The following is a 13,502-nucleotide window of genomic DNA, read 5'->3' on the forward strand; positions in this document are numbered from 1 at the left end:
CTCCTCTATCGTGAATCGCACGGAAGCCGTTACCGCACAGGGGCTTTCGAGACTGGTTCCGACACCGGATGTGTTGTTCACGGTGGAGCGGGAGGGCTGGTTCGTGATCGTGTTCGACGCCGTCACCGGTCACCATCCGCACCTGGATCGACCCGAGGAGTTGGCCTCGGTCCTGGCCCTTCTGGATCGAATGGCGCAGGTGTTGACGTCCTGCCCTCTGCCGAGCGTGACCGCCGTGTCTCAGGCGTACGGAACGAAGTTGCGGTGCTGGGGCCGCATCGCCCAGGACCGGGTGCCCGCGGACCTGGACTCGTGGGCGATCCGCAATTTGGACCGACTGGTCGAGCTCGAAACACGATGGCTGGACTGGGCCGACGGGGACACGTTGCTGCACACCGATCTTCGCCAGGACAATCTGCTGGTCACCGCAGGCGGGTCGGTGGTCGTCGTGGATTGGGGGTGGCCGTGTCGTGGTGCGGCGTGGGTGGATCTGGTGTCGCTGGCTCCCGCGATCGCTGCCGCCGGAATCGACCCCGATCCGATCCTGCTCACTCAACCCGCGACACGGGATCTGGACAGGGTCGCGGTGGACTCGTTCCTATGCGCGCTGACCGGGTACTGGACTGTGCAATCTCGCCGACCGGGGCCGCCTCGCTCGCCGGGTTTGCGCGCCTATCAGGCACGCGCGGCTCGGACGACGCTTACCTGGCTCGAATCCCGGCTCGCTTGGTCCTAGCGCCGGGCTGGTGACCGTCGGGAGCTCGTCCCGCGATCTTGGTCAGGGAGGCTTCGGCGCCGGCGGAGTTCGGGTTGCACGCGATGGAGCTGGCGCGGTCGCGCGGATCCATCGCCCATATCTCCCGCGACCGTACGCGAGGGCTCGCATGAAGGTGGTTCACGCGGCGCTGTCGTGGACGCGCGATTGGCACAGTGTCATGGATCACCGTGGTGAATCGGCGCGATCGACAGGCCGTTGAGCTGTGGAAACCCAGGCGATGAGTGGGTTTCCATCGGGGTGTGACAGGCACAGCGCTTCCGTTGCCAGTGGTGTTCCAGCTCTAGTTGCCGAGTCGGATCGACCCAGTGAGGTTCCGATCGCAATCGGCGTCCCGGATCTCGGATTCGCCAAGGATCGGCACCCTTCCCGGAAAGTGAGCTGAAATGCGTATTCGTGCCATCGTCATGCTGACGACCGTCTCGGCGAGCGCAGCGGTACCCCTGTTCCTGGGCTCGGGCGCGGCGTCGGCGGCGACTCCGTTCGCCGGTCCCGGTGCCGCCGGGGTCATCCTGTCACCGAGTGAAACCGCTTCCTTCGCGGCCAGCCCGATCCCGGGAGCGATCGACGCACTGGTGCCTGCGGGTGTGCAGCGCGTAGACCTGGAACCCGGTTCCGTGCTCGCGGCACCTGACGGCAGCACCTTCGCCAGCACGTATGAGATCGCCGCGGAGGCGGCGGCGCACCCTGGCGGCGGGGCCTTTCTCACGGTGTTGAATCCCTTCGATGCGCAGGATCCGGGCGCTGTGCTCGCCGTCGGCCAGTACTGGTAGCCGCCTGGGCCCTCCTCTACGCGGCGATCGTGAGGTGATGAAGCCGCTGGACGCCGGACGGTCCGCCGATCAGGCGTCCAGCGGTCTCCCGGGAGACCGGACTCGGCTCATTCTCGGTTGTGTTCGCCCCCATGCTTTTTCGCGCATGCCGACGGCCCAGGGAAGGAAAGTCGATGCTCGAAACCCCAGTGACCCTTCAGGCAATCGGCGATGGCGTCCGCGGCCTGTTTCGCAGAGCCCGGCGGATGTGGGCGGCGGTACCGCTGCTGGCGGGGTTGTGCATGGCGAGCATTCCGATCTCCGATGTCGACCCCTTATGGCTGTGGGGGCCGGTGTATTTCGCGATGGGATTCGGAATGGGAGTGTTCTTTCGCAGGATCAATACTTCGCACCGATTCGGTATCTGGGAATTGCAAGTCGATTTCTATGCGGCACAGGACAATCGCCGCCTTCCCGTCCACGCGTATCCACCGTTTTGGCAGCGACTCATTCTCGCCGAACAGCTCCGAATGCAGACACAGCGGCGCTACGCGTGGGTGCCGATCATGTTCGGTGTCGCCTCGGTGCTGCTGCTGGTGGCCCATGTCTCGATCTCGGGATTTCGGCTCCTGCCGACCGGGGTTCTCGTGGTGTACAGCGCGGTATGCGCTGGTTACGTGCTGTGGCACCGCCTGATGACGCCCTGGCTGGTCATGGACCTCGACGAACTGGCGCGGCAAATCAGGTTCCGCGAGTTCGGCACCACATAAGCGCGGTGAGGCCTGCTCCGAGTCGTTGAGAAGCTCGTCCACACAACGCCGATCCCTCCCTGCGCGTGCAGCGTCGCCGGGTTCGGGCGGGTCTGTTCAGAAACGGCGCTCCGGTCGAAACCGGATGCCGCACAGGCGGAAACGGAGTGAACCTATGAGAATCTCACAGCTGGTCCCGGCGACTGTGGCCGCGGTGACCATGATCGGCCTCGGGGTGAGCAGCGCGCATGCCGCACCCCCGACCGCGGTCCTGGGCGGCAGCTCCGGCATCGTGCTCGGCGCGTCCTCGGGGTGCTCGCTGGCCTCGATCGGGTACGACGGAGACGGCCGTCTGGTCGGGCTCACCGCCGGGCACTGTGCGCCCGTGGGCGCACCGGTGCGTGCGGAGAAGGCCCTCGATATCGGAGTCCTGGGCACGGTCGCGGTCTCGGATCGTGGCACCGGCCTGGACTACGCGGTGGTCGAATTCGATGCTTCGAAGGTCACCCCGGTACGCAGTGTCGGCGCGACCACCATCTCGGGTATCGCCGCGCCCCCGGGCCCGGGGGCGACGGTCTGCGCAAACGGACGCTCGAGCGGATTCGACTGCGGCGTCGTGTGGGGCTCGCTCAACGGTCAAGTCATCACCCAATCCTGTTCGGTGCCAGGTGATTCCGGCGGACCGGTAACGATCGGCGATCAATTGGTCGGCATGAACCTGGGACGCCTGACCGGACTGGGGCCGGTTCAGATGAATATCCCGTGCGTCGATGCCGCGATGCCGGTGCACGCGCCCGAACGATTCCGGCCCATCGATCAGATCCTGCAAGCCCTGGACGCCGGCGGGGGAGTCGGAGCCGGATTCCGGCCCGTCTAGCCCCACCACCAGCCGAATCCGCGACCGGGCCGTGCACGGGCCTGGCCGCGGTCGAGCGTTCGGCTCGACTACGAGGAGAACACGATGCCCTACGCAGCCGTCGGACTGATCACTTTGGCGCTGTGGGTGTACTGCCTCATCGACATCATCACCTGCGACGATGCCGGTGTGCGCCACCTACCGAAAGGAGGATGGCTGCTGATCGTCCTCTTCATCCCGACCATCGGCGCTCTGCTGTGGTTGCTCCTGGGACGGCCCGAGCACCAGGGACGCGGGCCCGCGCCGACAACCCGCTATGCCGAATACGACCGGCCGGGACGCTACATCCCCCAGGACCCCGCCGCCGATGAGGCGTTCCTGCGGGAACTGCGCGAACGCGCCGAAGCCCAGCGCGCCGAAGCGCGACGGCAGGAAGCGGCGCGGCAACGCGAACTCGATCGCCGACGCGAACAAGGCGAACAGATCTGAGCGGATTCGCCGCTGCTCACCGCTGCTCACGAACCGGAGGAGGCCGTGCCATGGCGCTGTACAAGCTCAGCCCCGAGGTGCACGCCGATAACGCGGACAAGACCTGGGATGCCACGACCACTCCTCGGACCTTGCTTACCGCGGTGTTCTCGGTGCTGTATCCGATCACCACCGAATTGTTCTCCTCCGGAATCGGAGGTCTCTACGGCGTCACCGAATCCCTGGCCGCCGCGCTGGCGGCGACCGACCTCACCGGCTACCGGCTCGTGCCCGCCACCGGTCGCCCTTCCGAATTCGCCGACGATTCCGACACTTTGACCATCCCTGCGGTCCTATACGCCCTCGACATCTATGGCCGCGGCGGCATCGACGACATCGCCCGACCCCAGGGTTTCGTACTGTCCCGGCGCGCTGCGGACTTCTTCTGCGATCGCGATCCGGACCTGGCGACAACCCGGCGAGAGGTCGACGCCGAAGCCTGGGTGGTCCGCCGCAGCATCTTCTAGCCGCCCGAACCGACCAACCAGTTGCCCCGGACCCTTAAAAACGGTAACGTACCCGTCTGGGACAGTTGAGTGCGGTGACGTATATCAACCCCTCGGCGGTGCGTGGAAGACCGCCGCATTCGATCGCAAATATTCACGCGGACACCGGAGTTCGCATGGGAGGTCGCTGAAATGACCGTCGAGTCCCCACATCCCGGCGAGCAGGATGTGCACATCTCCGTCCAACTCGCCGGTATCCGGTTCGACTTCGCAGCATGCCTATCGGCCGCGCTGCTATTCGTCCACGAATGGCTCACCTTGCACTATCCCGAACACGTGACCATCGTTCGAGGCAGCACCGCAGGCCTGCCACGCCTACCCAACGAGCGCCTCTACCTCGACAGCTGACAATCTACGATCGCGATCCGATGGCCGGGTACGCGCCGAGGGTCCCATAGCTGCGCTGTACGACGAACTGAACCTGCTGCGCGCGGAATTGGAAATGCAACAACGCAAGCCGAGCGGTCGATGAAATCCTGCACCTGAAGGTCGGAGAAGTCGGCGATGACCTCAGCCCTACGCAGCTCACTGACTCACGATCGCTCTCGCTGATGGGTCCATCCATGACGAATCGAATCAGAATGCAGTCGTTCTCAACGGATCGCAGTCACATGTCCGCGCGGGCGAATGCCTCGGCTTCCATTGCGGCGATGAAGGCGGTGACGTTCGAGCCGTAGATGCCCCAGCTGTTCACGCCGCCGAGCTCGACGAGACGGAGCACGCCGTCAGGACTGACACCGACATCGACGGTGATCATGGTGTAGCCGTGAGCGCGTAGTCGCTTTGCCGCGGTCTCCGCGAACGCGCGTACTTGATCGGGGACGGGGAGGTACGGCTCGTTCGGATACGAGCTTCCGCAGACGAAGCGGCCGTCGCGGCAAAAGCAGCGATACTCGATTTCGAAGGGCACGACCTCGGATACGACGACGAGTTCGTCGCGGTACCGGTCGTAGGTCTGGAGCCAGCGATCCAGCTTCGCAATGTTATGAACGCCTGCGGGGAACAGCTTGTAGTTCGTATCGCTGCGAATGAAGACCTGGTCACTGCCGAACATGCGCCGAAGCGGTAGATCCGGAACCGCCGAGAAGGGAACGAAAATCGCGGTGCGGCCCAATAGGTCGTAGACGTGCCGGTAGTAGGACGTGCAGCGCAGCATCGCGTAGTCATCGAAGACCGCTTCCCCGAGCCGCGGCACGCGGCACAGGCTCCGCATCGTCTGCATCGTTCCGTACCCGACGAGGGGGCGGCCATCGAGGACGACCGGCCAGCGCCCCATCATCGCATCGTGCGGCTCGACAATCAGCGCATCATCGAGCGCGGCCGCCACGACAGCAGAGCCGGGGAATTCGTCGTGGAGGTCGATCAGCCATTGTGCTCGCATGGGTCGATGCTATCGGTGTCCAGCAAGGCAATTGCGGGGTACATGCGTTCGCTGCATCGCAATCAGGTTGGGACAGAACATGGTTCGATATCGCCGATGCGCCTAAGTATTAGCAGATTTCGTGCGCGGTGGGAAACCCCCAGATTTGGCGGCAGCGGCCTGGTTAATCACGATCGAGGCGTGGCGCGATGTCATAGATATGAAAATCCGCAGGATGGGTGTCGCTCAGGCTGTTGTGGCGATCGGGATGATGATGGTGGCCATCTCGGGATGCGAGACCGACGAGGACCGGGCAACGGTCAGCTCTCCGTCGAAATCAACTGATGTGGAGGATGATTCACTGGTTTCGGCGACTCCGAAGACACAGACAACATCGAAAACGCAGACAACGCCAAAGACGCAACCCACCGGCACGAAGACCGGGACCGTGGTGTTGCAAACGGTGACGCCACGCGGAACGGCGATTCCCTATGTGCCAGTGTCGATTCGACGCTACGAACCGTGCGATGTGAGCAAGCGTGATCTGCCCGAGAGCGCTTCCGAGGTGGGGAGTTGGGAAGGAGTCACCGATCTGACCGGGCAGGCCGCATTCGAGGGTATGCCGGTCGGGTGCTATCGATTCGGGATGGAAGCACCGACCGGGACCAATCCGGTTCCGGAGGGAATGCACACCCTGTTCGTGGAGTCAGCGGGGCAGAAGGTGAACGGGCGATTGCGATTCCAGGATCCCGCACCCGTACCTACGTGTGCGGCACAGACGTTCCTCCACGACCTGAACGTCGAACAGTCACTGCGGTCCGCGACCACGCAGGTCAGAGTCTGCGAGGACTTGTGGGCAGTAGTCTCCTGGGATGTGCCGGGGGACAGCCAGCGAGTCGTCTCCCGCACCACCGTGGGCCCGTGGCGGGACTACGTTCGCTTCCCGCACAATGTGTGCTGGTCCAAGGCGAAATCCGACGGCGCCCCGAACACACTACAGAAGTACTTCACAGCCTGCTGAGCCTCCAGTGCAGACATCTACTCGAGCACGTCCGCGAAGTCCTCGGCGTAGCCGATGAGCAGAATCCTCTGCCCGCACAGCACTTTCGCCAGCTGTGGCCAGAGGGCGGAGTCCGGCTCACCGTACAGGAAGGCCAGGTCCTCGACCACCGCGCCGGCCTCGGTCTCGGTCGGCGGGCTGGGGCGGTCGAAACCGAGAAGCGCTGCGCCGGTGGCGATATGGCGATACCCGTGCGCCGCCATCCGCCGGATCACGGCCTGGTTCTGGAAGGTGTTCCAGTCGTCGATGAAATAGCCATTCGGGATTCCGGCAATCGCGAGGTCGTCCCGGGGGACCGGGACACGCTGAACTATCACCACATCGTCGACAGCGCGATCCGGTTCTCGATTGATCTCGACGAGGGCCTCGAGATCGGTCCGGGACGCGCCGCGCGTACCACCGAGCGCCCCCCACGCGATACGCGAGTCCGGAGCGTCCAGCAGCGCGGCGATGTGAGCAATTCGGGCATTGTCGGCAGAATGCGCGGCGGCGAGGTCGTCACCGTACTCAGGCTCATCGTGGTCGAGCAGCCCACTGTAGGACGCATGCATGCTGGTGTACATGCACTGATTCACATTGTCGAGCGTGCACAACAACCTTGCGGGCGCGTACTTTTCGCGCAGTGATTCCACCGCAGTCAGCAACTCCGACAGCGACTCGACCTCGTCGAATCGAGCCACCGTATTGGTATCCCACCGTTCTCGTGTGTCCGAGCCTGCGGGTTCGTAATGTGTCACGCGCACACCACGAATTGAAGCACCTACGAGGTCACGACTCCGAACTGGTCGCGTCGAAGATGTCCGGCTAAGTGTCCATCCCTACAGCTCGGGGCCACGATTTGACATAACGAACATTATCGGAGAATGAAACAGGCTGTTCTGCAGCAGTTTTCGCACGGATCCAGGACTCCATAGGGGAGGGCCTACGACCAATTTCCCAACCGAACACGCCGCCGCATCGTTCCTATGGATACCGGCAGACAAACAACAACTCGACCACGCCAACTGACGGAATGTGCGCATAGGAAATTTTGCTGTCCATCGACTCACTCAGCCGGGGGTACCTACGCGGATTCTTCGATCGCGGGCGCGAGTGATGCGCATCGGGCAGCCGCGAGAAAATTCGTTGGCGCCCAACGATATGCGCATATTTACGTCACAGTGACGTATTGAGCGCATAGTCCGGGCCATCCGAACATCCGGGGTTTAGGATCGACCAGCCCATTTTCAGAGGAAGCTGAGCAGTACTGGGCTACTACGCGACTCGAGTGCCACTCGGGCTGTGCGCCAAGCAGTCTGGCGGCCCAACGGACTTCTCTGGGTTCTGCCGCGCCGAATCCTGTTGCGCGCCAGCTTGCTTAAGCGCACCGATAATATACCTTATGTAAAGTTCTATTCAGTAAGGGCTCCCCGACCTCCCGATCGTCACCGACAGAGTCCGGCTCATGCAGTGCCAATTTACTTGAGCCGCAACGAGAGTCGTAAGCCGAGCATGGCAGCAAATGCTCTGCGGCATCGCCCTGGAGCAACCGCACACCGGGCGCTCTCGCACAGGACGCCTCAAGGGTTCCGTTGAGCTGTCCATGGGCTTGCGGCAGGTGCGGATTGCACGTCCATCTCCGATGGCGAGCAAATCAGCGCGTAATGTGTGGCGAATCGAAGCGGTCGTCGACGAGGAGGGTGAGTGTTGCATCCCGTGCACGAAAATCTGACGCCCGAACTCGTCTGCGCATGAGTTCTCCTGGGCGGGAGGTGGACTCGCGGTCTTTGCGGATGGCACGGGCATATATCGGGCGGACGGTGGAGCTCATCATCGACCGGCCGTATGGGAGTCTGCATCCGACTCTCGGGTTTCGCTATGACGCGAACTATGGGTATGTGCCCGGCACTATCGCGCCTGATGGCGAGGAGCTGGATGCCTATTTTCTGGGTGGTCCGGAAGCACTGCGGACCGCTTGTGGGATCTGCGTCGCCGTCGTGCACCGCATGGGAGACGATGACGACAAGCTCGTCGTTGTCCCGGTTGGGTACCAGCCCGACGACGCCGAAATCATTGCCGCGGTGGCGTTTCAGGAGATTCCGGGGCGATATCGGATTGTGCGACGCTAACTGAGTTGCGCAGGGCTTCTTCGCAATCCATACGCAGAGGAGAACCCCGATGACCGGATCGACACCGTCGGAAGTGATGCGTGGTCTCGGCATCGTTCAGGCCGGCGCTCCGATACTCGACTCCCCCACGCGAACATTCGACCTTCCTGCCGAGCGAGGGATCGCGGCAGCGGTGATCGAGGATCTGATCGCGGCGATGAACCGGGTCGCACGTGTTCATCCCTTCGCTAAAGGTATGGGCATCGCAGCGCCGCAGATCGGGGTTGATCGCAGCGCGGCGGTGGTTCGACCCGTCGACTCCCCCGACTCGGTGATCGTGCTGCTCAACCCCAGTATCGTCGCCAGTTCGTTGGAGTGCGACGAACAGTTCGAGGGCTGTTTGAGCTTCTTCGATGTTCGCGGCCTGGTGCCGCGGCCGCTGCGGATTACCGTCCAAACCGCAACCCCGAGTGGCGAACTCGTCTCGGCCGAGTATGACCGGGGTCTGGCTCGGCTCATCAGCCACGAGGTCGATCACCTCTCCGGCCTGCTGTACCGCGCCCGGATGTGCGAAGGCGTTGAACCGATTCCGATCGAGCTCTACAGGCAGACCGGGCAGCAATGGACCTACGAACACTGACGAGGCGATTGCAGTACTCCCCCACCTCGGGCAACCACTGGCTCGGTCGGCTTCTCCAGGCTTGGTTCTTCTTTATGACTGTTGCTTGATTGCCTTTGCCTCGAACGACAGAGGGCTTTCTGATGCGTTGATGCGCATATTGCCGTACACGTACATAATAAGGCCGAGATCTGAGACCTGGCCATCGACATGAGGAACCAATCGGGTCGATGCGCGCACTTCACTTGCCGCGGAGCCACATTGGGAGGTGTCTCACCCGGTCGACGGCCGCTCCCCTGCATCGTGCAACGCTGATCGGCATGCATCCTGATGTGACGGCGACGAAAGCCCTCCTCGATCGTCTGGATTTGGGGCTTTCGGGTGCAGCTCCGGAGGCTACGAACGCCGAGTACGGAGCGTTCGTAGCTCGCGTCGGGTGCGGAATGGTGAGGTTCCGGGTGGGCAGGCTGACACCGACGAAGGTGGGGTTGTTCGTCGCGGTGTGGCGACGGGCAGCGGATGGGTCGACCGAGCCGTTCACCGCGGAGGACGGTATCGACCTGTTGGTGGTCATGGTCCGCGAGGGAGAACGGTTCGGCCAGTTCGTGTTTCCGTCGGCCGCCTTGGTCCAGCACGGAATCGTTTCACTGGCGGGTGGCGACGGCAAGCGTGGGTTTCGCGTGTATCCGCCGTGGTCCGCGACTGCGAACAAGCAAGCGATGCGATCGCAGAAGTGGCAGTGCGAGTATTTTCTCGACCTTCGCGATGCGCAGACAGTTGAACTTCCGCGGGCACGCGAACTCTACGACCTCGTACGACAACCGAGGTCTGTACCGCAATGAGTACGCTCGACGACCTTCAGGTGTTCTGCCGGTTCGCGGGATTCTCAGGTTCAGGGGTGGTTTGGCGTGAGGTTCGGGTTGTGGACTGGCCGAAGCTGATGCGTCGATGACAGGGACTGCCATGCAGGATGTTTCGCCTTCCGGAGTTGAGCTGTGTTTGCGCACGGCGGCCAATTACGTTGTGGCAGCGGGGTTGGTGTGGAGTAATCATCGGCTGCGGGCGATGGATTTGGATGATATGCAAGATCGGTTGAGTGTTCTCGATGCCAGTGGCGGGGATGTGGTCCGGCGGCTGGTGTGGGAGTTGCGGGGTGAGGAGTTGTCCTCGGGTGATCGGACCGACTTGTACAGGGTGGGAAGTCTTTTCGAGCATGCGGTGGATCGGCTCGCCACCGCGGGGCGGGTGGCTCGGGATTATGGGCTCGTGGTGCTGTCGGATGAGTTGTGTGTATTGATCGATCTGGTGGTGGATTGCGCCTGGATTACCGCGCAATCGCTTCCGCCGCTGGGGGTTTCGGGGGTGGTGCGGCCGTACTGGGTCGAGGTCGGGGATTTGGCGGTGCGAGCGGAGGTGGCTTTCGACGTGTTGTCGGCCCGGCATCCTGTCGACAGCATTTTCCTGAGTGCGAATGGCGCTATTCGTGCGATCGGCACCGAGTTGCTGGCGGCCATTCGGAATCTCGACTCGGCGGGCCGCACGATGGAATTGTTGATATCGCGCCGCGACGCTGCGCTGGTATCGCCCCGACCTTTTTCAGGGCTCGCGACACGCGGCCCCGCCTCAGGGTCACGGGTTTGCACCGCCGCCATTGATATCACTTGGATATGACTCCGGTCTTACTGCGTCTATTGGGGGCAGTTATCGGCGGAATCTCGTTGGTCATCGGCGCACCCGTGTTGCTGATGGCGCGACTGGCGGTGGTACTTCCGGGAGCCCCGGTCGCGGTGCGTAATAGAGCTCGGCTGTTGGTGCTCGCGGCGGCCTTTCTGCTGGTGTACGAACTGGGCGGGAGCGCGGCCGAGCCCGGGCACCGCCCGGGACGTCAGGGCGGATGCGATCGCCTGGCAGCGTTGAACCGGCGGTTCTACGGATGGGGTTTCGCTGCCGCCGGGGTGAGGCTGACTTGCGCGCCTCCCCCGCAGGTGGCTCCGGATCGGCCGGTGATCGTGTTGGCCCGCCATGCCGGTGCGTTCAACAGTGCTTTGATGGCGCATCTCATCGCCCGCGATCTGGGTCGCGACACCTACACCATCGCCAAGCGGTGCGCCGCGCTCACGCCGGGTCTGCGGCGGGCGTATGAGGCCTCGGGGGTGGTGTTCTGCCGGTTCGACGAGCAGGGCAAAGCTCGAGCGGTGCAGCGACTTCGGGACCAGGCCGTCGGTGCGCTGCCGACCGATGCGTTGCTGCTGTTCCCGGAGGGCACCAATTATTCGGCCAAACGCTGGCGCGAGGCGATCGCCGCGTTGCGTGCCAAGGGTCGTGAGGCTCAGGCGTTGCACGCGGAGCAGTGTCCGCATGTGATGCCTGTTCATCCGGCGGGTGCGTGGGCTCTGGTCACCAGCGCTCCCACCGCGGATGTGGTGGTGCTCGCGCAAACCGGGCTCGAGGATTTGGCCTCGGGGACAACGGGTTTGGGCTATCCGCCGAGCGGGCGCGGTGTGGTGGATGTCGGCTGGTGGCATATTCGCGCCGATCAGGTACCTCGTGACCGTGACGCCTTCGCGCACTGGCTGGGTGAGCAATGGCGCGAGGTCGATGCGTGGATCGCCGCGGCCCGACGTGGCGACCATGTCACCCAGCCCGCGCCGGCCGAGCATGCGCGGACCTGATACCGCTCCCCCGGAGGGAACAGCAATGGCAGAGGTCATCCCGAGCACGTCGCGAGATTCCGTGCCGCACACCGCTTTTGTGCTCGGTGGCGGCGGCATGCTGGGCGGCTATCAGGTGGGTATGTTGCGTGCGTTGCTCGAGCACGGCATCATCCCGGATCTGATCATCGGCACTTCGGTCGGATCGATTCAGGGCGCGATCCTGGCCGCAGATCCGTCCCCGGGTGTGGTGCACGCGCTGACCTCGTTCTGGCATGACGCGCTCACCAACAAGGTGATGGGTGTTCCGGTGCGTGCGTTGCTGGCGAATCTGGCGCGCTTGCGGCCGGCGCTGGCGACGCAGGATGCGTTGCGCGAGGTGCTGATTCGCCATATCGGCGCGCACACCCGCATCGAGGATCTCGAGGTGCCGTTCCAGTGTGTGGCGGCCTCGATCGAGCGGTCCACCGCGCGCTATTTCGATTACGGTCCGGTGGTTCCGGCGTTGCTGGCCTCGAGTTGTATTCCGGGGTTGTGGCGGCCACTGCGGGTGGGGGCCGAGCACTATATCGACGGTGGCGTGGTGGAGACGGTGCCGCTGACCCGCGCGGTGTCGTTCGGCGCGAGCGAGATCTACGTGTTGCGCCTGCGTCAGCGCGAATTGGCGTTGAAGTCTCCGCGTTTGCCCTGGCAGCTCGGGCAGACGGTCTTCGAGGTGTCGCGGCGTCATCGTCTCGGCCAGGTGATCAATATGCGCCCGGCCGGGGTCACGGTGCATTTGCTGCCTACCGGTGAGGATCAGCTGGAGCCGCCGGATACGGGCCTGCACACCTCGGTCGCGCAGCAGTTGGAGGTGTTCGCCCGGCGGGTCCAGGCCGGATATGAGAGCACCGTCGCCTATCTGGAGGCGACCGAGGAACGCAAGACCGCGGTCATCCGGTCGCGGACCCGGCGACGTTCCTCGCGCCGGCGGATCGACTCGTCGCGGTCTCCGCTGGTGCGCGCCAAGCTCACTCGATTCTTCGATCTGTTCGATCTCGATGGTGATCAGCGGGTCACCGATCGCGAATATGTGAAGGCCGCGGACCGGATCTGTGCCGCGTTCGGTGTCGCGCCCGACAGCGGTATCGGTGCGCGCGTGCATGGCGCGTTCAAGGAGTTCTGGACCGGGCTGTGCCGTGAGGCCGGTGTCGCGGATTGTGCCGAGCTCGATCGCGACCGGTATGTCGAGGCGCTGGCGCGGCTCACCACCGATGCTGCCGGGTATGAACAGAATGTGCTGCCCGCGATCGCGGCGATTCTGGCCGCGGCCGATCAGGATCGCGATGCGGTGCTCAATGTCGAGGAGTTGCGTGCGTTGCTGACCGCGTTGCGCGTGGACACCGCCGATATTCACGCGGTCTCGTTGCGTCTGGACACCAATAATGACGGCGTATTGAGCCTGGATGAGCTGGACGAGGCGTTCTGCGACTATTTCACCAGCGACGAACCCGGAGCCCCGGGAAACCTGCTGTTCGGTGCCGCGTACTAGCGCTCGCGCTCTCGGCTCTACACTCGTT

General features: G+C 63.8%; 16 protein-coding genes. 14 read left to right on the forward strand and 2 right to left on the reverse strand.

The features are described 5' to 3' along the window. Window positions 1-10 precede the first annotated feature (10 nt). The 7 genes from ACFVUS_RS24155 (at window position 11) to ACFVUS_RS24185 (ending at window position 4,514) form a co-directional block, all read left to right on the forward strand. Window positions 11-736, forward strand: coding sequence for a phosphotransferase (locus ACFVUS_RS24155; protein WP_387770550.1), 726 nt, complete (start codon window positions 11-13; stop codon window positions 734-736). Window positions 737-1,161: 425 nt separating this feature from the next. Then, window positions 1,162-1,548 carry a hypothetical protein gene (locus tag ACFVUS_RS24160; RefSeq protein WP_387770553.1) on the forward strand — a complete coding sequence of 129 codons (387 nt, stop codon included), beginning with the start codon at window positions 1,162-1,164 and terminating at the stop codon, window positions 1,546-1,548. A 119-nt stretch (window positions 1,549-1,667) separates the two neighbouring features. Beyond that, window positions 1,668-2,297: a hypothetical protein gene (locus tag ACFVUS_RS24165; RefSeq protein ID WP_387770556.1), complete on the forward strand. Its 630-nt coding sequence runs from the start codon at window positions 1,668-1,670 to the stop codon at window positions 2,295-2,297. A gap of 154 nt (window positions 2,298-2,451) precedes the next feature. Continuing rightward, a complete protein-coding gene (locus ACFVUS_RS24170; RefSeq protein ID WP_387770559.1) occupies window positions 2,452-3,153 on the forward strand; it encodes a S1 family peptidase in 702 nt (233 codons plus the stop codon). An 84-nt stretch (window positions 3,154-3,237) separates the two neighbouring features. Continuing rightward, entirely contained in the window at window positions 3,238-3,621 is a 384-nt protein-coding gene (locus tag ACFVUS_RS24175) for a PLDc N-terminal domain-containing protein (protein ID WP_387770562.1), read from the forward strand. A 50-nt stretch (window positions 3,622-3,671) separates the two neighbouring features. Further along, window positions 3,672-4,127, forward strand: coding sequence for a hypothetical protein (locus ACFVUS_RS24180; RefSeq protein ID WP_387770564.1), 456 nt, complete (start codon window positions 3,672-3,674; stop codon window positions 4,125-4,127). Between the two features lie 171 nt (window positions 4,128-4,298). After that, a complete protein-coding gene (locus ACFVUS_RS24185; RefSeq protein ID WP_387770566.1) occupies window positions 4,299-4,514 on the forward strand; it encodes a hypothetical protein in 216 nt (71 codons plus the stop codon). 259 nt (window positions 4,515-4,773) lie between these two features. Here ACFVUS_RS24185 and ACFVUS_RS24190 read toward each other — a convergent pair whose 3' ends face one another. After that, window positions 4,774-5,547 (reverse strand): ATP-grasp domain-containing protein, encoded by a 774-nt coding sequence (locus ACFVUS_RS24190; RefSeq protein ID WP_387770569.1) that lies wholly within the window; start codon window positions 5,545-5,547, stop codon window positions 4,774-4,776. A gap of 145 nt (window positions 5,548-5,692) precedes the next feature. On the opposite strand from ACFVUS_RS24190, the gene ACFVUS_RS24195 reads away from it, so the two are divergent. After that, complete coding sequence (locus tag ACFVUS_RS24195) at window positions 5,693-6,547, forward strand: hypothetical protein (protein WP_387770572.1); 855 nt, start codon at window positions 5,693-5,695, stop codon at window positions 6,545-6,547. A 17-nt stretch (window positions 6,548-6,564) separates the two neighbouring features. Here the strand turns inward: ACFVUS_RS24195 and ACFVUS_RS24200 are convergent, their stop codons facing one another. Continuing rightward, complete coding sequence (locus ACFVUS_RS24200; protein WP_387770575.1) at window positions 6,565-7,329, reverse strand: hypothetical protein; 765 nt, start codon at window positions 7,327-7,329, stop codon at window positions 6,565-6,567. A 1,056-nt stretch (window positions 7,330-8,385) separates the two neighbouring features. Here ACFVUS_RS24200 and ACFVUS_RS24205 point away from each other — a divergent pair. From ACFVUS_RS24205 to ACFVUS_RS24230, 6 genes are all read left to right on the forward strand, one after another. Continuing rightward, complete coding sequence (locus ACFVUS_RS24205) at window positions 8,386-8,694, forward strand: inorganic diphosphatase (RefSeq protein ID WP_387770578.1); 309 nt, start codon at window positions 8,386-8,388, stop codon at window positions 8,692-8,694. A 49-nt stretch (window positions 8,695-8,743) separates the two neighbouring features. Further along, a complete protein-coding gene (locus ACFVUS_RS24210) occupies window positions 8,744-9,313 on the forward strand; it encodes a peptide deformylase (RefSeq protein ID WP_387770581.1) in 570 nt (189 codons plus the stop codon). A gap of 299 nt (window positions 9,314-9,612) precedes the next feature. Continuing rightward, complete coding sequence (locus ACFVUS_RS24215; RefSeq protein ID WP_387770584.1) at window positions 9,613-10,134, forward strand: MepB family protein; 522 nt, start codon at window positions 9,613-9,615, stop codon at window positions 10,132-10,134. A 121-nt stretch (window positions 10,135-10,255) separates the two neighbouring features. Beyond that, the gene (locus ACFVUS_RS24220) at window positions 10,256-10,963 is read left to right on the forward strand and encodes a hypothetical protein (protein WP_387770587.1); all 708 of its coding nucleotides are present in this window, start codon (window positions 10,256-10,258) and stop codon (window positions 10,961-10,963) included. Next, complete coding sequence (locus ACFVUS_RS24225) at window positions 10,960-11,964, forward strand: 1-acyl-sn-glycerol-3-phosphate acyltransferase (RefSeq protein WP_387770590.1); 1,005 nt, start codon at window positions 10,960-10,962, stop codon at window positions 11,962-11,964. The genes ACFVUS_RS24220 and ACFVUS_RS24225 overlap by 4 nt, the downstream gene beginning before the upstream one ends. 25 nt (window positions 11,965-11,989) lie before the next feature. Then, window positions 11,990-13,474 (forward strand): patatin-like phospholipase family protein, encoded by a 1,485-nt coding sequence (locus ACFVUS_RS24230; RefSeq protein WP_387770593.1) that lies wholly within the window; start codon window positions 11,990-11,992, stop codon window positions 13,472-13,474. The last annotated feature ends 28 nt before the right edge of the window (window positions 13,475-13,502 follow it).

It is taken from the genome of Nocardia sp. NPDC058058 (assembly GCF_042885355.1).
Taxonomy (GTDB): Bacteria; Actinomycetota; Actinomycetes; order Mycobacteriales; family Mycobacteriaceae; genus Nocardia.